General features: G+C 70.7%; 17 protein-coding genes. All 17 read right to left on the bottom strand.

All coding sequences use genetic code 11. The features are described 5' to 3' along the window. Positions 1 to 45 precede the first annotated feature (45 nt). Positions 46 to 1,206: a dienelactone hydrolase family protein gene (locus AQJ84_RS35305; RefSeq protein ID WP_053191877.1), complete on the bottom strand. Its 1,161-nt coding sequence runs from the start codon at positions 1,204 to 1,206 to the stop codon at positions 46 to 48. Then, positions 1,199 to 2,494, bottom strand: a complete 1,296-nt coding sequence (locus AQJ84_RS35300; protein WP_030040011.1) for a pectate lyase family protein — start codon at positions 2,492 to 2,494, stop codon at positions 1,199 to 1,201. Before AQJ84_RS35300 ends, AQJ84_RS35305 begins: the two co-directional genes overlap by 8 nt. Continuing rightward, positions 2,487 to 3,527, bottom strand: a complete 1,041-nt coding sequence (locus AQJ84_RS35295; protein ID WP_030040010.1) for a pectinesterase family protein — start codon at positions 3,525 to 3,527, stop codon at positions 2,487 to 2,489. The genes AQJ84_RS35300 and AQJ84_RS35295 overlap by 8 nt, the downstream gene beginning before the upstream one ends. A 1-nt stretch (position 3,528) precedes the next feature. Further along, positions 3,529 to 4,659, bottom strand: a complete 1,131-nt coding sequence (locus tag AQJ84_RS35290; RefSeq protein ID WP_053191875.1) for a pectinesterase family protein — start codon at positions 4,657 to 4,659, stop codon at positions 3,529 to 3,531. A 98-nt stretch (positions 4,660 to 4,757) separates the two neighbouring features. Continuing rightward, positions 4,758 to 6,065 (bottom strand): pectate lyase family protein, encoded by a 1,308-nt coding sequence (locus AQJ84_RS35285; protein ID WP_053191873.1) that lies wholly within the window; start codon positions 6,063 to 6,065, stop codon positions 4,758 to 4,760. A 35-nt stretch (positions 6,066 to 6,100) separates the two neighbouring features. Beyond that, positions 6,101 to 6,913 (bottom strand): rhamnogalacturonan acetylesterase, encoded by an 813-nt coding sequence (locus tag AQJ84_RS35280; RefSeq protein ID WP_030040008.1) that lies wholly within the window; start codon positions 6,911 to 6,913, stop codon positions 6,101 to 6,103. Between the two features lie 154 nt (positions 6,914 to 7,067). After that, on the bottom strand, positions 7,068 to 8,423 hold the full coding sequence (locus tag AQJ84_RS35275) for an ABC transporter substrate-binding protein (RefSeq protein WP_030040007.1): 1,356 nt from the start codon (positions 8,421 to 8,423) through the stop codon (positions 7,068 to 7,070). A gap of 58 nt (positions 8,424 to 8,481) precedes the next feature. Beyond that, the gene (locus AQJ84_RS35270; RefSeq protein WP_030040006.1) at positions 8,482 to 10,473 is read right to left on the bottom strand and encodes a pectinesterase family protein; all 1,992 of its coding nucleotides are present in this window, start codon (positions 10,471 to 10,473) and stop codon (positions 8,482 to 8,484) included. A gap of 42 nt (positions 10,474 to 10,515) precedes the next feature. Then, complete coding sequence (locus AQJ84_RS35265; protein WP_051869821.1) at positions 10,516 to 12,084, bottom strand: glycoside hydrolase family 43 protein; 1,569 nt, start codon at positions 12,082 to 12,084, stop codon at positions 10,516 to 10,518. Next, positions 12,081 to 12,929, bottom strand: a complete 849-nt coding sequence (locus AQJ84_RS35260; RefSeq protein ID WP_030040004.1) for a DUF6807 domain-containing protein — start codon at positions 12,927 to 12,929, stop codon at positions 12,081 to 12,083. Before AQJ84_RS35260 ends, AQJ84_RS35265 begins: the two co-directional genes overlap by 4 nt. Then, positions 12,929 to 14,080: a Gfo/Idh/MocA family protein gene (locus tag AQJ84_RS35255; RefSeq protein WP_030040003.1), complete on the bottom strand. Its 1,152-nt coding sequence runs from the start codon at positions 14,078 to 14,080 to the stop codon at positions 12,929 to 12,931. The genes AQJ84_RS35260 and AQJ84_RS35255 overlap by 1 nt, the downstream gene beginning before the upstream one ends. After that, complete coding sequence (locus AQJ84_RS35250; protein WP_030040002.1) at positions 14,077 to 15,363, bottom strand: pectate lyase family protein; 1,287 nt, start codon at positions 15,361 to 15,363, stop codon at positions 14,077 to 14,079. The genes AQJ84_RS35255 and AQJ84_RS35250 overlap by 4 nt, the downstream gene beginning before the upstream one ends. Next, positions 15,360 to 16,256 carry a carbohydrate ABC transporter permease gene (locus tag AQJ84_RS35245; RefSeq protein WP_030040001.1) on the bottom strand — a complete coding sequence of 299 codons (897 nt, stop codon included), beginning with the start codon at positions 16,254 to 16,256 and terminating at the stop codon, positions 15,360 to 15,362. Before AQJ84_RS35245 ends, AQJ84_RS35250 begins: the two co-directional genes overlap by 4 nt. Next, entirely contained in the window at positions 16,253 to 17,188 is a 936-nt protein-coding gene (locus tag AQJ84_RS35240) for a carbohydrate ABC transporter permease (RefSeq protein ID WP_030040000.1), read from the bottom strand. The genes AQJ84_RS35245 and AQJ84_RS35240 overlap by 4 nt, the downstream gene beginning before the upstream one ends. Before the next feature lie 89 nt (positions 17,189 to 17,277). Further along, positions 17,278 to 19,014: an L-arabinonate dehydratase gene (araD, locus tag AQJ84_RS35235; protein ID WP_037802759.1), complete on the bottom strand. Its 1,737-nt coding sequence runs from the start codon at positions 19,012 to 19,014 to the stop codon at positions 17,278 to 17,280. Continuing rightward, positions 19,011 to 19,922, bottom strand: a complete 912-nt coding sequence (locus tag AQJ84_RS35230) for a dihydrodipicolinate synthase family protein (RefSeq protein ID WP_030039998.1) — start codon at positions 19,920 to 19,922, stop codon at positions 19,011 to 19,013. Before AQJ84_RS35230 ends, araD begins: the two co-directional genes overlap by 4 nt. Then, a complete protein-coding gene (locus AQJ84_RS35225) occupies positions 19,919 to 20,575 on the bottom strand; it encodes a GntR family transcriptional regulator (RefSeq protein ID WP_030039997.1) in 657 nt (218 codons plus the stop codon). The genes AQJ84_RS35230 and AQJ84_RS35225 overlap by 4 nt, the downstream gene beginning before the upstream one ends. Positions 20,576 to 20,619: the final 44 nt, after the last annotated feature.

The following is a 20,619-nucleotide window of genomic DNA, read 5'->3' as shown; positions in this document are numbered from 1 at the left end:
GCGGGGAGGGGACCTTCGGGGGGGGGAGAGACGAGCGGGAGTGGTTCACAGGACGGAGTCGAGCCAGCGAAAGACCTCGTCCTGCATGCGGTCGACGAAGACATGGCCGAGGTCGGGCCAGGTCCTGAGGTGCAACCGCTCCTCGGCGTGGCGCGAGCGCCAGACGGCCCGCAGCTTGTCGTGGGCCACCCGTACGCCGTCGGCGGGGAAGAGGGTGTCCAGTGCGCCGCTGAAGAAGAGCATCGGCCTGGGTGCGGCGATGCCCGCCACGTCGGGGAAGTCGAGAAACCGGGGCAGCCCGGGGTGGAGCATGTAGTACGACGACTGCCCGCGCAGCGTGTTGTTGCCGGGCACCATCATTTCCTTGAGGCCGGTCATCCAGCACACGCTCGCCGCGGCGGCGATGTCGTCGCTGAGCGCGGCCGTCTGCCAGGCCCGGTAGGCGCCCATGGAGAACCCGAGGGCGGCGACCCGGCGGGCGTCCACCCGGTCGAGGCCGGCCAGGAACCGTGCGGCGCGGGCGTCCTCGCGGGCCATCAGCCCGGCGAGTGAGGAGCCCAGGTTGTAGAAGTTGGAGGCGAGGGCCTGCTGTTGCTCGTAGGTGAGCGGGCCGCGGTCGCCCCAGCCGAGCGCGTCCAGGCACAGGACCACGTATCCGCGCCGGGCCAGTTCGTCGCCGACGAAGCGTCCGCTGAAGTACTTGTCGGCCCACGCCCGGGCGGAGGCGAGGCGCGTGTCGTCGTACCAGGGCCGGACGAGTTTCTCCTTCCCGATGTCGAACCTCGCTCCGTGGTCGTGCAGGAGGAGCACGGCGGGGAAGGGGCCGGTGCCGTGCGGGGTGAGCAGGAGGCCGCGGACGCGTTCGTACGAGGTGAGGGAGAGCGTCACCGACTCCCTCGTGTATCCCTCGCCCTGGGGCCCGGCGGTGAACTCGGGGGCGTACGGCGTGCGGTGCTGCCGCTCGACGAGGAGGTGCTCCTCGACCTTGGCACGGGCCGTGCGGCGCCAGGACCCGAAGTCGCGGACGGGTGAGGTGCCCCAGGCGAGGGGGAAGCGCAGCCGGTCCTTCAACGCCGGGTGGAAGTCGGGGAGGTTGCCGTCGACGAGCTCGGCTGCGGCGGCCCGCGCCGGACCGGACGCGCCATGGGTGAGCGCCGCCGCGGTGGCTCCCGCCACGAAGGCACGGCGGCCGAACAGCTCACGCATGGGGCCTCCCGCTGCCGGCGTGACGCAGGACGTGGTGCTCGACCGCCGACGGGGTGGTGAAGGGCCGGTAACCGTAGACGTCGGCGGGGTTCCAGCCGACGTCGTCGGTCAGGCCGAGGCCGCCGGCCACGGCGTTCAGACGGGCGGGCCGGCCGTTGAACCAGGAGCCGGTGTCCCGGAAGTGCTCGCCCCCGTAGTCCGCGACCGCCAGTCCCCGGCTGCCGTGCGGGTACCTGAAGACGTTGCGCTCGGAGAAGATCGCGGACTCCAGTCCGGCGCCGAGCGCGTACAGGGTGCCGGCGGCCCGGCCCCGGTAGACGTTGTTGACGACGTGCACCTGGCCGAAGCGGACGCGGGGGCCGCGCTGCACGATGTCGGTGAACAGGTTGCGGACGAGGGTGACCTTGAGGTGTCCGCGGTCCCGGTCGCCGCGCCCGTCGCCCGAGCCGATCAGGATCGCCTTGTCGTGGTCGGCGAAGTGGCTGTCGGAGACCGTGACGAAGTCGGAGCCGTCCTCGATGTCGAGCAGTCCGTCGTGCCGCTGGACGGGTTCACCGTGGAAGCCGAGGGGTGCCTCGCGGTCCGGGAAGCGGCCGTCGGTGAAGGTGCAGTGGTCGACCCAGATGTTCCTCCCGGTGATCACGGTCATCGCGTCGAAGCGGGCGTTCCAGCTGCCCTGGCTCCCGTCGCCCGGCGACCAGCTGGTGAAGTGGTCGACCGGGGCTTCGAGGCGCAGGTTCCGGACGATGATGTTCGTGCCCGTGTTGACCGTCAGGAAGACCCCGAGGAGCCGCGCGTCGCGGCCCACGCCGACGAGGGTGGTGTTGCTCGGCACCGTCAGCTGGATCTGTGCCTTCTCCCGGTTCGATCCCGTCTGCCGCAGCTGCCGCTGCTGCCTGCAGTAGTCGTGGCGGGTGTCGGACCAGGTGGTGCCGTCGTCGCCGAAGCAGGACATGTACTTCGCCAGGTCGTACCCCGGCGCGTAGTCCTGCTCGCCGAGCGGCGAACCGTCGTCCGCCTCATGGCCGTCCACGGCGCCGACGACCCGGATCACCTTGGGCGCGACGGGGTCGCCGTCGTTGGCCAGGGCCTCCTTGAGCTCGGCGCGGGTGCGCACGGTCCAGGTCGTGCCGCCCGTGCCGCCGGTGGTACCGGTGCCGGCGGCGGCCCAGCCGACGGGCCCCCGCTCGGCGACGGAGGCGGAGGCGGCGACTGAGGCGGAGGCGGCCGGTGCCGGTGCCCATGCCGTCAGGAGGGCGAGCAACAGGGCGGCCGTCGCCCTACGCACGGGGACACCAGTCGCCGAGATACGCCTTCTTCGTGTGCGACCGGGCTTCGGCGGACGTCAGTTGCGGCCGGTTCTCCGGGACCGGGATCGCCGCCCCCGGCCCCTGGTTCCGGTACTCCCGAAACCGCATGGTCTGCCAGGGGTGGGCCTCCCGCATGTTCGTGTACGGCGCCACGGCGTCGATGCCGGGCCCGATCCGGGTGTCCCGCACGACCAGGGACGGCCAGGCGGTCGTCTCGTACGTCGGCACCCACGGCCGTGCCAGCTTGTAGGCCCCGTCCTCGGCGGCCGAGGTGATCCGGGAGCGGACCGCGAGGATGCCGTGCGGGTTGGCGCGGGCCGTGGAGGGGGCGAAGACCATGCCCTTGGGGGTGAAGGTCACGTCCCGGCGCAGGGTGTGGAAGTGGCACTCCTCGAAGACGGCCGTCGCCCGGCCGAAGACGAAGTCGACGTCTCCCTCGATGTGGCAGCGGTGGAAGTACTGCCGGTCGAAGGTGTCCAGCGCGGTCGTCTCGACGAACAGGGTGTCCTGGTGGGCGAGCAGCCGGACGTTCTCGAAGTGCGTGCGGTCGCCGCAGGTGTACGCCGCCACGGCCTGGGTCCCGGTGATGTCGGGGTGGTCGGCGCGCAGCCAGTCGTTGGCGAGGGTGAGGTCACGGACGGTGAGACCGGGGGCCGCCGAGGTGAAGGTGGCGGAGCCGGCCGTGCCGTACGTGGTGCCGTCGGGCTTCTTCGTGCCGTTGGCGTTGTCGAAGACGATGACGGCGTCACGCGGGTCGCGGGTGGCTCCGCGCAGGGTCAACTCGCCGGTGCCGGCCGGGATGTTCACGACCTCGCGGTACGTCCCCGGGTGCACGACGACCGTCCAGCCCGGCCCGTCGACGGCGTCCACGGCCTGCTGGACGGAGTCCCCGGGGCGTACGTGCAGGACGCGGGGGCCTGCCCGTCGCCCCGGCGCGGCGGAGGCGGGCCGGGGGCCGGCGCCGGTCAGGCCGCCGGCGACGCCGGCGATCAGGAGCGTGCGTCGGCGCATGTCAGCACACCTCCGCCGGCCGCCAGTCGCCCAACCAGGCGGCACGGGTCGCGGACGCGGCCTGCTCGTCGGTGAGCTGGGGCCGGTTCTCCGGGACGGTGACGACGGCACCCGGGCCGGTGTTGTCGTACTCGGCGAAGCGCTGCTCCTGCCACGGATGTTCGTCCCGCATGTTGGCGTAGGGCGCGACCGCGTCGATGCCGTGGCCCAGCCAGGTGTCGCGCACCGTGAGCATCGGGCGGACGGTGGTGCTTGAGCTGGGCACCCAGGGGCGGGCCAGCTTGTAGTAGCCGCGCGGGGCCTCACTGCTGACCTGGCTCCGCGTCACGAGGTAGCCGCGCGGGTTGTCGCCCTCCGTGGAGGGGGCGAAGACGAAGCCGTAGGGGGCGCCGGTCGCGTCGGCGCGGTTCAGGGTGCGGAAGTGGCAGTGCTCGAAGACGGCCGTGGCCCGGCCGAAGACGAAGTCGACGTCGCCCTCGGCATAGCAGTGCGAGAAGAACTGGCGGGCGACCAGGTTCGCCGCGTTGGAGTCGGCGTACAGGGTGTCCTGGTGGCCGAGGAAGCGGCAGTGGTGGAAGGCCGAGCGGTCGCCCTGCACCTTGATGGCGACGGCCTGGGTACCGGCGATGTCGGGGTGCTCGGCGCGCAGGAAGTCGTTGGCGAAGGTGATCCGGTGGGCGGTGAAGCCGTCGGCCCGGACGGTGGTGGTGGCGGAGCCGGTGGTCCCGTAGGTGCCCGAGCCGTCCGGCTTCGGGGTGCCGGCCGCGTTGTCATAGACGATGACGACGTCACGCGGACGGTTCCCGGCGCCCAGCCAGGTCATCCCGGTGCGGGAGCGATCGACGGAGACCGTCTCCCGGTAGGTGCCCGGGGCCAGGACGAGGGTTTGGCCGCTGCCGGTGGCGGCGTTCACGGCGGCCTGGACGGAGGTGAAGTCGCCCCGGCCGTGCGGGTCGACGTACAGGGTCAGCGGGGTGAGGCGGGCGGTCGGCGAACCGTACCGGCCGAAGGGGCGCGGCCCGGCCTGGGCGGGGGCGGCCCCCGCCCCGACGGCGAGCGCGGCCGCGGCGCCGGCGCCCGCGAACAGGAATCCCCTTCTGGGCAGGGAGGTCTGGAGGTGGGGCGAGGACATGCGGGTGCTCCTTGGGGGGTGCGGCTCGGGCGGTGATTCCTCGCATGGGGGGGGTGGAGGCCGGGGCGGTCCGCCCCGGCCCGGACGTGCCGGTGACGTCAGCGCAGGCGGCCGGCGCCCGCACGGTGGTCGACGAGCCACGGGACCACCTGCGGCGGGTGGACCTGGGTGCGCAGGGTCGGCGTCCAGCCGGCGCCGGACTGCAGGGTCTCCTCGGGGATCTCCGCGTTGTGCACGGCGATCAGGTCGGTGAGCCTGCCGTTGACGTAGTTGTTCTCGGCGGTCAGCGGCGCCTCTTTCCACTTCTTCAGGGTCAGGGCCGCGCTGACCCCCTTCGACAGCGTGAAGGCGTTGTCCGTGGCGTACAGCCGCGACTCGATGCCGATGCCGTAGGAGTAGACGTACGGCTGGTCCTTGGTCACCACGAAGTGGTTGTTGTACGAGTCGACCTGCCCGAACCGCACGCGCGGGGCCCGCTCCACGATGCCCTTGAAGCGGTTGTGGTGCAGGGTGACCTTGAGCTTGCCGGCGTCGTCCGCGGCGGCGCTGTCGCTGTTGCCGATCAGCATGGTCTTGTCGTGGTTCTCGAACGAGTTCCAGGACACGGTCACGTAGTTGGAGCCGCGAACGATGTCGGCCAGCCCGTCGTGCTGCTGGTAGATCTCGCCGAAATAGGTCGGCAGGGAGCTGTCGGGGTAGCGGCCGTCGGTGAGGGTGTTGTGGTCGATCCACACATGGGTGGAGCCGTAGACGACGACGGCGTCGTACTCGGAGTTCCAGGCTCCGGTGGCGCCGTCGGTCGGGTCCCACTGCGGGAAGCAGTCGATCGGGGCCTCGATGGTGAGGTTGCGCAGGATGACGTTGTCGACGGCCTTGATCTGGAGGCTGCCGCCGAGGATCCCGGAGTTCTTCCCGACGCCGACGATGGTGGTGTTGGCGGGGACGCTCGCCTTGATGGCCTTGTCCTGGTTGTCCGCGGACGCGTCCCGCAGGTTCTCCTGCTCACCGCTGACCGGGGTGTCGTAGCCCCAGACGGCGGGGTCGTAGTCGGCGAGGTACTGCTGGAAGTCGTAGCCCTCGGCCTCGAAGGCCTCACAGCCCTGGGCCACGGCGTCGATCATCCCCTTGACCTTGATGATCTTGGGAGCGGCACCGCCTGCCGCCAGGGCGTCCTTGAACTCCTCCCAGGTGGTGACCGTGTAGACGTGCGCGGCGTCGGCGGCCGAGCCGCCGGTCGTGCCCGCGCCCTGGGAGGCCCAGCCGTCCTTCGCGGCGAGTACCTCGCGGCCGGGGTCCCGGCCGCCCGCCTGCGCGGTGGTGCCGGTCAGGGACAGCACCAGGGCGGTGCATCCGATGAGGGCGGCGGCTCTCACTGTGGCATGCCCATGCCATGTCTGTGCGTTCATGGTGCGGCTCTCCTCGTGCGGGGCGGGGGGGTGGGTCAGGCGGTGGGCTGCGGCCAGGTGATCCAGGACTCCGGAATGTCGTCGTCCAGCCGGCGCACGTCGCGCGACGCCAGAACCCGGGTGCGCAGCAGTTCCCGCACCACCAGCCGCGCCACGGCGATCGCGCCGGGCGGGTTGAAGTGCGTGTTGTCCTGCTCGGTCTCGGTCCAGTTGAAGTACTTCTTCGTCTCCTCGACCCCGAGCTCCTGCCACAGCGCGATCGACAGGGCCTGGATGTCGAGCAGTGCCACGCCTTCCGCCTTGGCCAGCGTCCGCATCGCCGCGGGGTATTCGCCGTGGGTCGTCCGGGCGGTGCCGTTCGCGTCGAACCTGCGGCGTTCCACGGACGTGGCCAGCACGGGGCGCGCGCCACGTGCCCGGGCACCGGCGATGTACAGCCGCAGGTGGTCCTGGTACGTCGTCCAGGGCTCGGTGTAGCGGGTGGGGTCCTCGGCCTTGGCGTCGTTGTGGCCGAACTGGATCAGCAGCAGGTCGCCGGGCCGGATGGCGGCGAGGAGGGTGTCCAGGCGGCCCTCGTCGACGAAGCTCTTCGAACTGCGGCCGTTCACCGCGTGGTTGGACACCTTGAAGGTCTGCTGGAGGAAGAACGGCAGTGCCATGCCCCACCCGGTCTCGGGGGCGGCGTCGGCGTACTTCTGGGCGGCGGTGGAGTCGCCGGCGATGTAGAGGGTGCGGGTGCGGCGGGAGCCACCGTGGGAGAAGGCGGCCGCGTGCGCGGGGGACGCGGCGACGGCGGGTACGGCGGCGATGAGCGCCGCGGCGGCGAGCTGTCTGCGGGTGAGAGACATGGGGGCGGCCTTTCGAGGCGGTGGTGCGGGTTCGTTCGGTAGGACCTCGTGCTTCGGGTGCGCGGGAGGCGCGGGGTGGGGGCCGGCGGCGGGCACGATCGGTGTCCGCCGCCGGCCTGTCCGATGGGGTGTGGGGGGAGTCAGCGGGCCGGGGTCAGGCCTTCTGCTCGTTCCATTCCTTCTGCGCCGCGTTGAGCTGCTCGGCCATCTTGTCCAGGAAGTCCTTGGCGCTCAGGTCGCCGAGCAGGACCTTCTGGAAGCTGGGCTCGTTGTCGGCCTTGGAGATGGTGTTCCAGTCCGGCAGGTAGTACGGCAGCTGGACGATGGTGGTGGAACCGTCGTTGAGGGCCTCGGCGGCGAGCTTGGTCGGCTCGGCCTTGGAGATCCAGGTGTCCTTGGCGGCTTCCGTGTTGGACGGGATGGCGCCGGCCGACTCGTTCCACCGGGAGTTGGACTCGTGGGAGGCGGCGAACTCGATGAACTTCCAGGCGGCCTCCTTGTTCTTGGAGGCCTTGAACAGCCCGAGACCGTCGACGGGGTTGGAGACCTGGACCCGCTTGCCGCCGGGACCGGTGGGCTGCGGGATGCCGCGGAACTTCTCGGTGCCGAGCGCCTTCACGTGGTCCTGGTAGGAGCCCAGGTTGTGGTTCAGCATCCCGATCGTGCCGGAGTCCCACTGGGAGACCATCTTGGTGAAGTCGTTGTTGAGGTCTGCGGCCGGCGTGTACTTCTTGTACAGGTCTGCGTACTTCTCCAGCGCCTCGACGTTCTTCGGGTCGTTGACCGTGGTCTTCTCGCCGCCGGCGTCCCAGAAGGACGTGATGCCGGACTGCCCGTACATCGCGTCCAGCGCCTGCGCGATGGAGCCCGCGCCGCCGCGGATGGTGTAACCGAACTCGTTCTGCTTGGCGTCGGTGAGCTTCTCGGCGGCCTCGTAGAACGCGTCCCACGTGGTGGGCGCCTCCAGACCCGCCTTCTTGAACAGGTCGGTGCGGTAGTAGAGGGTGCCGTTGTTCGCGGAGGTCGGTATCGAGAACACGGCGTCGTCCGAACCGCCGGCCACCTTCACCGACTCGACCATGCCCTCGTTGAGCTTGCCGTTGAGGGAGGACTTGGCCAGACGGCCCTCGAGCGGCTCCAGCGCGTTCTGCGCCGCGATGCCCGCGAGCATGGCCGCGCCCACGCCGCCGACGTCGGGCAGGCCGCCGCCCTGGATGGCGGTGTCGTACTTCGACTGCACATCGGTGGAAGGGATCCCGACGTAGTCGACCTTGATGTCCGGGTTCGCCTTCTCGAAGTCGGCGATGATCTCCTTCCAGATGTCGGTGCGGACACCGCCGTTGTTGTCCCAGAAGACGATCTTCCCGGTGCCGCTGCCCTCGGCTCCGTCACCTCCGCCGCTGCCGTCGTCGCCGCAGGCGGTGGCGGTCAGGGCGAGCACGGCCCCCAGAGCGACGGCAGCCGACGTCCGGCGCCTTCCTGTGCTGGTGCTGCGATTGCTGATCTTCATCGGTCGGCTCTCTTCTTCTTCTGGATCCAACGGAGAGGTGTGGGGTGTGTGGGGGGGGTCAGTGCCGGTCGTACGGCGCCCAGCCGTCCGACCCGTTCAGATAGCGGGCGACGGTGTACGACGGTGCCTCGGCGTCGCCCAGCTGCGGCCGGTCCGCCGTCACCGCCGCACCGGGCCCGTAGTTGCCGTACTCGGTGAACCGTGCGTCCCGCCAGGAGAAGCCGCTCATGTCGGTCCACGGCGTGGCCTTGATCGCGGCGGGCAGCTTCGTGTCCCGGATCAGCACCTGGGCGATGGCGTCCGGCTCACCGCCCGGGTGCCAGGGCCGCCCCAGGTGGAACGATCCGGCGGGCGCGTCGCTGAGGATCCTCGACCGGGTGATCAGGAACCCGTACGGGTTCTCCTTCCAGGTCGAGGCCGCGGTGATGTACCCGTTGTTGGTCGCCGATCCCCGGCTCAGCGCCCGGATGACCGACCGCTCGATCACGGTGGTGGCCCGCCCGTAGATGAAGTCGACGTCGCCCTCGATGTACGAGTCGCGGATGTAGACCCGGCTGACGGTGGTCAGTTTCGGGCTGTCGGTCATCAGGGTGTCCTGGTTGCCCAGGAACGCGGTGTCCTCGAAGACGATCCGGTCGCCGGTCGTCTTCATCGCCAGCGCCTGCTCGCCCTTCAGCTCGACCGCGGCCTCGTCGAAGTCGTTGCTGAAGGTGAGGTTGCGGGCCGTCACGTCGTTCGCGGCGATCCGTACGGTCGCGCTCCCGGTGGAGCCGCCGTACTCGGCGGGCGTGTCGTAGACGATGACGGTGTCGGAGCGATCCTGTCCAGTCCCCCGCAGCACGATGTTCGGCTTGGTCGCGGGGATCAGGACCTTCGCCCGGTAGGTGCCCGGCGCGACGGCGATCGTCACCGGGACGGTGTTGCCGTCGGGCACGGCGTCCACGGCGGCCTGCACGGTCGGGTAGTCGGCCGGCACGTGCAGCGTCACCGAGTCGCCGATCCGCTTCTGCGGCCCGGAGAACCTCTTCACCAACGCGGGCACCGCCGCCGCCGGGTCGAGCCGGTAGTCGTAGAAGTCACGCGGGTCGAAGGCGGCACCCCACTCGTCGTGCCGACCCGTCGTGTTCCTGAGGATCGACCCGCGCTCCACCAACTCCGCCGTGGCGTCGGCCTGGTAGGGGTGCTGGACGTCCCGGTAGTAGCTGTTCTCGATGACCATCTTGGTCCGGCCGCGCGACCAGTTGCCGTACGTCCACACCGGGTCGCCCGGATCCACCTGCGCCGTCAGGTGGTTGTTGTACAGGTGCGCGTAAGCGGCGTTGTCCACGGACGGGTTGCGCTGCTTGGTGTGGGCGAACAGGTTGTGGTCGATGGTGATCTGTGTCTTGACCTCGTTCGTCCAGCCGAGTCCGAACGTCTTGTTGTTGTTCTCGAACCGGTTGTACGAGACCGTCACGTACTCGCTGTCCTTGCGGACGTCCAGCTGCCCGTCGCAGATGTTCGAGAAGCGGTTGTGATCGACCCACACGTGGTGGGCGGTGTCCATCTGGATGCCGTCGAAGTCGGTGTCCTTGCAGTCCCAGTTGCCCTCGACCGCCGAGTCACGGATCGTCAGGTTGCGGATGATCACGTTGTGGGTGCCGGGGTTCAGGTGCAGCTCGCCGTGGACGATCTCGCCGGTGTCGCCGACGCCGATGACGGTCTTGTTCGAGGCCACGACGATCTCCGAGCCGAACGGCTCGACGGCAATCGATCCCGACACCCGGATCACGTACGGTTCCTCGGCCGCCGCGTACTTCGCCAGTGACGCCTGGTCGGTGACGGTCACGACCTTGCCGCCCGCACCGCCGGTGGTGCCGCCGGCGAGGGAGGCGAAGCCATGTGCCCGGTCGCTCCAGCGGTCGACAGGCGCGGAGGCGGGGGCTTGGGCGGGGGCGGCCATCGCCTCCCCGGCCGCCCCGAGGCTCAGCGCGGCCGCGAGGCCGATCACGGCGGCCACGACCTTGCCGTGACCAGGTCTCGACAAGCGCTTGCTATGGAGGTGCGTCATTGCGGCTCCCAACAGGCGTACAAAAGGGGTACGTGCGATGCGTTACAGGTCGGTGATGCGGAACCTGGCGAACGTCGCCGCGCCGGCGTGTCCCGGCCCGGCGGGCGCGAGGGCGAACAGGCCGAGCAGGGCGCCGACCCAGCGCCAGGGGGTGGCGGCGAAGACGGGGCCCGACGACCTGAACCCCTCGCCGACATCGGCGAGGAACCGGCAGCGCGCCCCCGCCCCGATCTCGACGCGCAGTCGCACGCGTCCTTCGGGGGCGAGCCGCGGATGGTCGGCGTCGCGCTCCTGTTCGGCCACGGCCTCGGCGAACCGGTGCACCAGGTGGACCGTCCCGTCGGCGCCCCGCTGCAGTCCGATCCAGCCGAAGGCGTCCCCGAGGACCGCGAGTCCGGCCCGCGCCCCCGGCTCCTCGCCGTGCAGCGTCAGCTCCACCTCGACGGCCGAGGGGGTGCCCGGCAGCCGCTGGGTGAGAACGTTCGGCAGCTTGCGCAGGTCGTGCGCGTCCGCCGAACGGACACAGGCCAGCCTCAGGCCGTCGCCGGAGTGCTGGGTGGCCCAGCCGTCCTGCGGGTTGGCCGTCCACTGCCACTGGCGTCCGAAGCGTCCGCCGGGGAAGTCGTCGTCGGTGGCGGGCGCGGCGGCCGGCTGCGGCGGCAGGCCGGGCTTGCGGTGTACGGCCACGGGGGCGCCGTCGGCGCCGAGCACCGGCCAGCCGTCCGTGCCCCAGCTCATCGGCTGGAGGTGGACGACCCGGCCGTAGGGGCCGCGTTGCTGGAAGTGCAGGAACCAGTCCTCGCCGGACGGGGTACGCACCCAGCCGCCCTGGTGGGGGCCGTTGACGTCGGTGTCCTTCTGCTCCAGGACGACCCGCTCCTCGTACGGCCCGAAGAAGCCGCGCGAGCGTAAGGCGCCCTGCCAGCCGCTCTCCACTCCCCCGGCGGGCGCCAGGATCCAGAACCAGCCGTCGTGCCGGTAGAGCTTGGGGCCTTCCAGGGTGAACCAGCCGGGGATGCGGTCCCCGTCGACGATCACCTTGCCCGCGTCGAGAAGCGACGTACCGTCAGGGTGCATACGGTGGCCGGTGAGCCGGTTCTTGACGCCCGAGCGGGACTTGGCCCACGCGTGCACCAGATAGGCCTCGCCGGTCTCCTCGTCCCACAGGGGGCACGCGTCGATGAGCCCCTTGCCCTCCTTCACCAGGTGGGGGCGGGTCCAAGGGCCGCGGATCTCCGGGGCGTTGATCTGGAAGATGCCCTGGTCGGGGTCGCCCCAGAAGATCCAGAAACGGTCGTCGTGGTGGCGGAGCGACGGAGCCCAGACCCCGCAGTCGTGCCGCGGTGCCCTGAACTCGGCCGCCGGTTCCAGGCGTTCCAGGGCGTGACCGATCAGGGTCCAGTTGACCAGGTCGCGGGAGTGCAGCAGCGGCAGGCCGGGGACACGGCCGAAGCTGGAGGCGGTGAGGTAGAAGTCGTCCCCGACCCGGACGACGTCCGGGTCGGACCAGTCGGCGTTGAGGACGGGGTTGGTGTAGGTCTCGGGGGCCGGGCCGGGGGTGGTGACCGCCTCGGCGGGCGGGGCGGGGCTCGGGTGCGCGTCGGGGGTCACAGGTTCACCGCCTTGCGGATGAGGGCCGCTGCTCCGGGCCGGTCGAGGTGCCCGTCGGCCACCACGGTGACGATCCGTCGTACGACGGTGTCGCCGGGCTCGATCGGTACCCGCCGGTCGTGCGCCAGGGACGAGCCGACACCCGGGTACTCGGTGGTGCGGACGAACCAGGGGTCGCGGCGGGTCTGTTCGGTGACCCCGGCGAAGACCAGGGTCCAGGTGGAGCCGGCCATGGCGAGCCAGTCGGCGCGGGCTCCGTGGACCTCGTCCTCCCCCTCGGTGCCGGCGGTGAAGACCCGCGGCGCCTCCCGCTCCTTGCGGGCCCGCCAGAAGAACCCGCCGTAGGCCGCTCCAGGGCGTCCGTTCGTCGCCGGGCTGCCGATCGACAGCGGGTGCGGGGTGACGTTGGTGAGGGAGAAGGTGAAGTCCAGCGCCCAGGCGGCGTCGGTGAGTTCGGTGGCGGCCACGGTACGGCGCTCACGCAGCAGCTCGCCCCCGGCGGCGACCCAGCGCAGCTCCTCCACGAAGCCGTCGGGGTCGCGCAGCTGGAACGTGGTGTGGCGCTGGGCACCGTGGTTGTCGAGCTCGGTCGGGCCCTGGTCGCGGACGTAGGTGCGGCCGCCCCAGAAGTTGTGCCCCTCGACGTCGGGTACGGCTACACCGACGCCGAGGTGGTGGGTGTGGTCGGCGGGGCTGAGCTCGGTGACCGCCGTGCCGGCCAGGGTGGTGACGGGGTGCAGGTACGGGCGCGGCGAGAGCCGGGCCGGCAGCTCCGGCCGGGTGACGTACCGGCCGACCGGTCGGCCCGCGACACGCAGCACCGGCGTGTCGTTGGTGGTCGTCATCAGGTGCTCACCTCTTCCGGATCTTCGGGCGGGGCCCAGGGGGCGCCCAGCTCCGAGTAGAGGGCGAGGGTGTCCGCGGCGGCAGCGACGAGTCCGTCGATGCCGGGGACGACCCTGCGCTGTTCGTCGGGCAGCAGTCGCCAGGCGTCGCGCGGCAGCGGGGCCGGGTCGGGGGCCTGCCGGATCGCCTCGACGACCTTCATGAAGGCGCCCGTGGCGTCCGGTGTGACCAGCAGCTCCACGCCGTCGGCGAGGTGCTCGACGAGGTTCTCCAGCAGGTCGGTGCGGCCGTACTCGTACTCCTGTGGTCCGTGTCCGGCCCGCTGGATCAGCACCCGGTCCTGCTTGTACCAGAAGGTGATCCGGCCGCTGGTGCCGTGCGCGACGACGTACGGCTCGTCCGGGTCCTCGGCGCACAGGGTCGCGGCGACCGTCACCGGGAGGTCCCGCGTGGTGGTGACGCGGACGCAGGAGGTGTCGTCGGACTCGATGTCGTTGGCGCGCAGCAGCTCGGTCTCGATCCCGGAGACGTCCTCGGCGCGTGGGGCGCCGGCCAGGGCGAGGCCGGTGGCGACGGCGTGCGCGAGCGGGTTGGTGAGCGCTCCGTCGATCACGTCGACGCCGTTCAGCCGCCGCTTGCCCGCCCAGGGCGCCCGCCGGTAGTAGGACTCGGGCCGGGCCCAGGCGCCGGCCCCGCCGACCCCGGTCAGCTCACCGATCGCGCCCTCGGCGATCAGCTCGCGGATCGCGGGCAGGGCGTGCGAGCCCAGCGACTGGAAGCCGATCTGGCAGACGACCCCGGCCGCGGCCACCCCGTCCGCCATCCGGCGGAACTCGGCGTACGACGGGGCCGGCGGCTTCTCCAGCAGGAGGTGCACGCCTCGCGCGGCGGCCGTCAGCGCGAGGTCCGTGTGGGTCGGGATCGGTGTGCAGATCACCGCGATCCGGGCGCCGGTCGAGTCCAGGAGGGCACCGAAGTCGGCGGACTGCTCGGGCGTGCCGAGGCCCTCGGAGAGCTCGTCCGGGCCCAGTGGGGTCAGCTCGCAGACACCGGCGAGCCGGACGATCCCCTTGTCCTGCAGCCTGCGGATGTTGTCGAGGTGCCAGCGGCCGTGGCCGCGCGCACCCGCCAGGACGATGTCGATGCTCATGGGGTCCTCCCTGCGCCCGCGCCGCGTGCCACCTCTCGGTCGGCCGTCCCGGCGCTGTCGATCTTTGTGTGCAGGGTAGGTGTCCAGCCGACCTCGGCCGTGAGGTCACGCTCACTGCCCGAGTTGTAGGCGTTGTGAATGGCGAGCAGGTCCACCGGATAGCCGTTGAAGAGGGTGCCCGTCTGGTGCAGGGCGGTGCCGTTCCAGCTCTTGACCAGGTCGGCGGCCTCGATGTGGCCGGGGGTGTGGAAGGCGTTGTTCTCGGCGTAGATGCCGGACTCCGTCGACACGCCGAGCGAGTAGCGGTAGTCGCCCTCGTCGGGGACCTCGTAGCGGTTGTTGTAGAGGTGCACCTGTCCGAAGCGGACGCGGGGGGCGCGCTGGACGATCGAGTCGAACTCGTTGTGGTGCAGGGTCACCCGGAGCCGGCCGCGGTCCCCGGTGGCCGTGTCGCCGTTGCCGATGAGGATCGCCTTGTCGTGGCCGGCGAACCGGCTCCAGGAGACGGTGACCAGGTCGGAGCCGCCCGTGATGTCCAGCAGGCCGTCGTGGCGCAGGTAGTTGCGGGCGAAGTGGGTGGGTTCCCGGTCGTCGGGGTGCCCCTTGTCGGAGGCCGTGACGTGGTCGACCCAGACGTGGGTGGCGCCGTTCAGCCACAGGTTGTCGTACGCCGTCTTCCAGTCGCCGAGGCCGCCGGTGTTGGGCTGCCAGACGGGGAAGCAGTCGTAGGCGTCGCGCAGGTCGAGGTTGCGGACGATGACGTTGTCCGCGTTCTTCACCTGGAGGCTCGCGCCTTTGAGGACCGCGCCTTCGAGGCCGACGATCGTGGTGTTGGAGCCGACCGGCAGGACGATCCGTGCCGCCTGCCGCGCCGCCGAGGCCTGGCGGGCCTCCTCCTGCGGGCCGCTGGGTTTGGCCGGTCCCCAGGTGCGGGGGTCGTAGGCGGTCAGGTACTTCTTGGTGCTGTAACCGTCGGTGGCGTAGTCGGCGCAGTCCAGATGGTCGCCGTCGTCGTCGGTGTTGGCGTCGATCGTCCCGGCGATCTTGATGATCTTCGGGGTGCCGCTGCCGCCGTCGAGGGCGCGGACCAGCCCGGCGCGGTCGGTGACCGTGTACACGTGGGCGTCGTCGGCCGCGGCGCCGCCGGTGGTGCCTCCGTCGGCGGCCGCCCAGCCGTCGTTCGGGGCCAGGGTGTCGCGGCTGATGTCACGGGCCTCGGCCTGGGCGGGGACGCAGAGCAGCCCCGACAGACCCAGCGCGAGCGCGAGGTGACGCTTCCTCATCCCTTCACCGCCCCGGCGCTGAAGCCCGTGATCAGCCACTTCTGGATGAAGGCGAACACGAGCACGACGGGTACGGCCGCGATGATGCCGCCCGCGGCCAGCGCCCCGAGGTCGACGCTGTCCGCGCTCATCAGCGTGTTGAGGCCGACCGGGATGGTCTGCTTGTCCTGGTTGTTCAGGAACATCAGGGCGAACAGGAAGTGGTTCCAGGAGTGCACGAAGGCGAAGGAGCCGACGGCGATCAGGCCGGGCCGCAGCAGCGGCAGCACGACGATCCGGAACGCGGTGAACCGGTTGCAGCCGTCGACCCAGGCCGCCTCCTCCAGCGAGTACGGCACGTTCTTGATGAAGTTGCTGATCAGGATGATCGACAGCGGCAGCTGGAACACGGTCTCCGCGATGATCACACTGACCAGCGAGTTGATCATCTGGAGTTCGGCGAAGATCTCGAACAGCGGCACCAGGAGCAGCGCGCCCGGCACGAACTGGGAGCACAGCAGGGCGAGCATGAAGCCCTGCTTGACCTTGAAGTCGAACCGGGCGAGGGCGTAGCCGCCGGCCAGCGCGACCAGGGTGGTCATCACCAGGGTGGCGACACCGACGTACAGGCTGTTCTCGAAGTAGACCCCGAAGCTGCGGTCCGTCCACACCTTCTCGAAGTGGTCGAAGGTGACCGGCCAGGGCACCAGCGAGGTCGAGCCGGCCGGGCGGAGCGCGAAGAGCAGGATCCAGTAGAAGGGGATCAGGGTGAAGACGAGGTAGATCGACAGCGGCAGGTAGATCTGCCAGCGGGGGGCTTCGTCCCAGGCCCGGCGCTTGCCGGTGGGGCGCGGCGGTTCGGGGACCGTGCGCTGGACAGCCGGTGCGACCGCGGTGGCCTCCTTGGTGATCACTTGTCTCCACCTCCGAACTTGCTCAGGCGCAGATAGACCATCGAGCAGAAGAGCAGGATCACGAACGCCACCGTGGTGAGGGCGGACGCGTAGCCGAAGTTGTGGGCGTCGACGCTGGTGTTGGCGATGTAGAGCGGGAGTGTCGTCGTCTCGCCGGCGGGTCCGCCGCCGGTCAGGGTGTAGAGCAGGTCGACGTTGTTGAACTCCCACACCGCGCGCAGCAGCGTGGACAGGATGATGGCGTCCTTCAGATGGGGCAGCGTGATGTGCCAGAACTGCTTGATCTTGCTCGCCCCGTCGACCTCGGCGGCCTCGTACAGGTCCTTGGAGACGGACTGCAGGTCGGCGAGGATGAGGATGGCGAAGAAGGGGACACCGCGCCACAGGTCGGCGACGATCGCCGCCGAGAACACCGTGGAGGTGTCCGACAGCCAGCTGGTGCCGTAGGAACCGATGCCCACGTCCGCGAGGTAACGGGTGATGCCGGTCTGGGAGTTGTAGAGCAGCACCCAGATCGCGGAGGTCAGCACCCCGGAGACGGCCCACGGGGAGAAGACCAGGGCGCGCCCGAGGGATCGGCCCACGAAGGTCTGGTTGACGATGAGGGCCAGTGCCAGACCGAACATCAGCTGGAGGCCGACCTCGACGAAGACCCACTTGGCGCTGAAGGTCAGCGTGTCCCAGAAGACCGGGTCCTCGGTGAAAGCGTGGACGAAGTTGTCGAAGCCCGCGTAGCCGTTCCGCCACGGCTTGGTGGGGTTGTAGTTCTGCAGGCTGTAGTAGAAGACGCTGATGACCGGGTAGGCGATGAAGCCCAGCATCAGCAGGGCCGCCGGCGCGATCAGCAGGTACGGGAGCCTGCGTGGCGTGGCGGAGGCACGGCGCCGCCGGGGTGGCGCGGGCGGTTTCGCCACGGCTGCGGCTTGGGCCATGACTGTTCTCCGTTCTCGGTACGTCGTGGTACGTCGTGCGGGAAGCGCTTTCTCCACGGACAGGGGTGTGCGCGGTTCTACGGCTCGGCTCAGCCGGCGTACGGGTCCTGCACCTTGCCCGGACGGGCCAGGAACTCGAAGTCGCAGCCGGTGTCGGCCTGGGTGATCTGCTCGTTGTAGAGCGCGCCGTAGCCGCGCTCGTGGCGCACCGGCGGCGGTGTCCACTCGGCCCGGCGGCGTTCCAGCTCCTCGTCGTCGACGTGGAGACGGAGGCTGCGGGCGTCGACGTCGAGGGTGATGGTGTCGCCGGACCGCACCAGGGCCAGCGGTCCGCCGACGTACGACTCGGGCGCCACGTGCAGGACGCAGGTGCCGTAACTCGTGCCGCTCATCCGGGCGTCGGAGATCCGGACCATGTCCCGCACACCCTGCCTGAGCAGATGGTCGGGGATGGGCAGCATGCCGTACTCCGGCATGCCCGGGCCGCCCTTGGGCCCGGCGTTGCGCAGCACCAGCACACTGTCGGCGGTGATGTCCAGCGACGGGTCGTTGATGGTGCGCTGCATGGTCCTGTAGTCGTCGAAGACGACCGCGGTGCCGGTGTGCTTGAGCAGGTGCCGTTCGGCGGCGATGTGCTTGATGACCGCGCCGTCCGGGCACAGGTTGCCGCGCAGCACGGCGACCCCGCCCTCGCTCGCGACCGGGTTGTCGCGGGTGCGGATGACGTCGTCGTTGTGCACCTGCGCGCCGGTGATCTGCTCGCGCATCGTGTCGTAGGAGACGGTCGGGCGCTCCAGGTGGAGCAGGTCGGGGATGCGGGAGAGGAAGCCGGGCAGACCGCCGGCGAAGTGGAAGTCCTCCATCAGGTACGTCTGTCCGCCGGGCCGTACGTTGGCGAGCACCGGGACCGTGCGGGCGATGCGGTCGAAGTCGTCGAGCGTGAGCTTGACGCCGGCCCGGCCCGCCATGGCGATCAGATGGATCACCGCGTTGGTGGAGCCGCCGAGACCGAGGACGGTCGTCACCGCGTCCTCGAAGGCGTCACGGGTGAGGATGTCGCTCAACTTGCGGTCCTTGTGGACCAGTTCGACGATGCGCAGGCCCGCCGCGGCGGCCATCCGGTCGTGACCGGAGTCGACGGCGGGGATGCTGGAGGCACCCGGCACCGTGACGCCGAGGGCCTCGGCGGCGGCGGTCAGCGTGGAGGCCGTGCCCATCGTCATGCAGTGCCCGGGCGAGCGGGCGAGGCCGGACTCCAGTTCGGTCATCTCGCAGTCGCCGATCAGGCCGGCCCGCTTGTCGTCCCAGTACTTCCACATGTCGGTGCCCGAACCGAGGACCTCGTTGCGCCAGTGGCCCGGCAGCATGGGTCCGGCGGGCACGAACACGGCGGGCAGGTCGGCGGTCGCGGCGCCCATGAGCAGCGCGGGCGTGGACTTGTCGCAGCCGCCCATCAGGACCGCCCCGTCGACCGGGTAGGACCGCAGCAGCTCCTCGGTCTCCATCGCGAGCATGTTGCGGTAGAGCATCGGGGTCGGCTTCTGGAAGGTCTCGCTGAGCGTGGAGACCGGGAACTCGAGCGGGAAGCCTCCGGCCTGCCACACGCCCCGCTTCACGGCCTGCGCACGGTCGCGCAGGTGGACGTGGCAGGGGTTGATGTCCGACCAGGTGTTGAGGATCGCGATGACCGGCTTGCCGAGGTGCTCCTCGGGCAGGTAGCCGAGCTGACGGGTGCGGGCGCGGTGGCTGAAGGAGCGCAGGCCCTCGGTGCCGTACCACTGGTGGCTTCTGAGCTCTTCGGGGCGCTTGCCGGCCGGCGCGTTCACACGGACCACCCGGCGGCTATGGCGGCGACTTCCGCCCGCTCCTCCTCGGGCAGCGGCCTGCTCGGCGCGCGGACGTCGCGGCGGCACAGGCCGAGGGAGGCGAGGGCCTCCTTGACGACGGTGACGTTGTTGGCGGAGCCGTTGGCGGCGCGCAGTTCCTCGAAGCGGCGGATCTGCTCCCAGACCTTCATGGCGGCCGGGAAGTCACCGGATCGAAGCGCTTCGATCATGTTCAGCGAAACGGCCGGGGCGACGTTCACCAGGCCGGAGGTGAAGCCGGTGGCGCCCGCGGAGAAGTACGAGGGGGCGTACGGTTCGGCGAGCCCGGCGACCCACACGAAGCGGTCGAGCCCCGCGTCGCGGGCGAACGCCGCGAATCTCGCCGCGTCCGGGACGGCGTACTTCACCCCGACGACGTTCGGGCAGGCGTCGGCGAGTTCGGCCAGGCGCAGGCCGAGCAGCTGGGCGTTGCGGATGTACGGGACGACGCCGAGCTCGGGCACGGCCTCGGCGATCGCGCGGTGGTAGTCGACCCAGCCGCCCTGCGAGACGTAGGGGTGGACGGGCTGGTGGACCATGACCATCTGGGCGCCGTGCTCGCGGGCGTGGCGGGCGGAGGCGATCGCGGTCGGCACGTCGTGGCCGACGCCGACGAGGAACACGGCACGGTCGCCGGCCTCGTCGATGGTCCACTCGGTGACCTGCTGCCGCTCCTGGGGGGTGAGGGCGTAGAACTCACCGGTGTTGCCGTTGGGGGTGAGGGTGCGGACCCCTCCGTCGAGCAGGCGGCGCAGCAGGGCCCGGTGGGTGGCCTCGTCGATGGTGCCGTCCGCGGCGAACGGTGTCACCGGGATCGCCACCACGTCGGCCAGGGCCGTCCGCTGGGTCTCGAACGTCACGCTGCTCATTCCTGACCTTCCTGCTCGAGGACCCCGGGGAAGGCCCGGTGCACGAACGACGCGATGTGCCCGTGGAGGGCGCGTGCCGCGCCGTCGGCGTCACCGTCGAGGGCCAGCCGCAGGATCTCCCGGTGCTCGCCGGCCTCCCGCTCCCAGGACGGCGAGGCCGCCCAGGCGACGGCCGAGACCAGGGCCGCCTGGTCGCGGACCTCGTCGAGCATCCGGCCCAGCAGCGGGTTGCCGCACGGCAGGTAGAGCGCGCGGTGGAACTCCCGGTTGGCCAGGGAGCGTTCGGCGGTGTCGGTGGCTTCGTCGGCCCTGGTCAGCGCGGAGCGGGCGGCCTCCAGGGAGGCGCCTCGTCGCACGGAACGCTTCAGCGCCTCCGGCTCCAGGAGCAGCCGGACGTCGTAGACCTCGCGAGCCATGTCCGCGTCCACCATGCGCACCGTGACGCCCTTGTACTGGTTCATCACGACCAGCCCGGTGCCGGCCAGGGTCTTGAGCGCCTCCCGCACCGGGGTCTTGGACACCCCGAACTGGGCGGCGAGCTCGGTCTCGACCAGAGCCTGCCCCGGGGTCAACTGCCCGGTGAGGATGCGGTGTTTGATCCCTTCCAGCACGTACTGCGTGCGGGAGGGGATCGGCGTGGGCACAGAGGTCATGCGCGCCTCTCGGATCTCGCGTATCGGATCTCACGTATCGCGTC

This window comes from Streptomyces resistomycificus (assembly GCF_001514265.1).
Lineage (GTDB): Bacteria > Actinomycetota > Actinomycetes > Streptomycetales > Streptomycetaceae > Streptomyces > Streptomyces resistomycificus.
The sequence above is the reverse complement of the archived record's forward strand: the minus strand, read 5'-3'. Positions and strand labels throughout refer to the sequence as shown.

What these genes read in the sequence shown, in the direction of transcription:
- AQJ84_RS35230 (WP_030039998.1), bottom strand. Translation starts at nt 19,922, where the DNA reads ATGAGCAGCGTGACGTTCGAGACCCAGCGGACGGCCCTGGCCGACGTG.
- AQJ84_RS35255 (WP_030040003.1), bottom strand. Translation starts at nt 14,080, where the DNA reads ATGAGCATCGACATCGTCCTGGCGGGTGCGCGCGGCCACGGCCGCTGG.
- AQJ84_RS35295 (WP_030040010.1), bottom strand. Translation starts at nt 3,527, where the DNA reads ATGCGCCGACGCACGCTCCTGATCGCCGGCGTCGCCGGCGGCCTGACC.
- AQJ84_RS35280 (WP_030040008.1), bottom strand. Translation starts at nt 6,913, where the DNA reads ATGTCTCTCACCCGCAGACAGCTCGCCGCCGCGGCGCTCATCGCCGCC.
- AQJ84_RS35285 (WP_053191873.1), bottom strand. Translation starts at nt 6,065, where the DNA reads ATGAACGCACAGACATGGCATGGGCATGCCACAGTGAGAGCCGCCGCC.
- AQJ84_RS35270 (WP_030040006.1), bottom strand. Translation starts at nt 10,473, where the DNA reads ATGACGCACCTCCATAGCAAGCGCTTGTCGAGACCTGGTCACGGCAAG.
- AQJ84_RS35260 (WP_030040004.1), bottom strand. Translation starts at nt 12,929, where the DNA reads ATGACGACCACCAACGACACGCCGGTGCTGCGTGTCGCGGGCCGACCG.
- AQJ84_RS35290 (WP_053191875.1), bottom strand. Translation starts at nt 4,659, where the DNA reads ATGTCCTCGCCCCACCTCCAGACCTCCCTGCCCAGAAGGGGATTCCTG.
- AQJ84_RS35250 (WP_030040002.1), bottom strand. Translation starts at nt 15,363, where the DNA reads ATGAGGAAGCGTCACCTCGCGCTCGCGCTGGGTCTGTCGGGGCTGCTC.
- AQJ84_RS35225 (WP_030039997.1), bottom strand. Translation starts at nt 20,575, where the DNA reads ATGACCTCTGTGCCCACGCCGATCCCCTCCCGCACGCAGTACGTGCTG.
- AQJ84_RS35275 (WP_030040007.1), bottom strand. Translation starts at nt 8,423, where the DNA reads ATGAAGATCAGCAATCGCAGCACCAGCACAGGAAGGCGCCGGACGTCG.
- AQJ84_RS35240 (WP_030040000.1), bottom strand. Translation starts at nt 17,188, where the DNA reads ATGGCCCAAGCCGCAGCCGTGGCGAAACCGCCCGCGCCACCCCGGCGG.
- AQJ84_RS35305 (WP_053191877.1), bottom strand. Translation starts at nt 1,206, where the DNA reads ATGCGTGAGCTGTTCGGCCGCCGTGCCTTCGTGGCGGGAGCCACCGCG.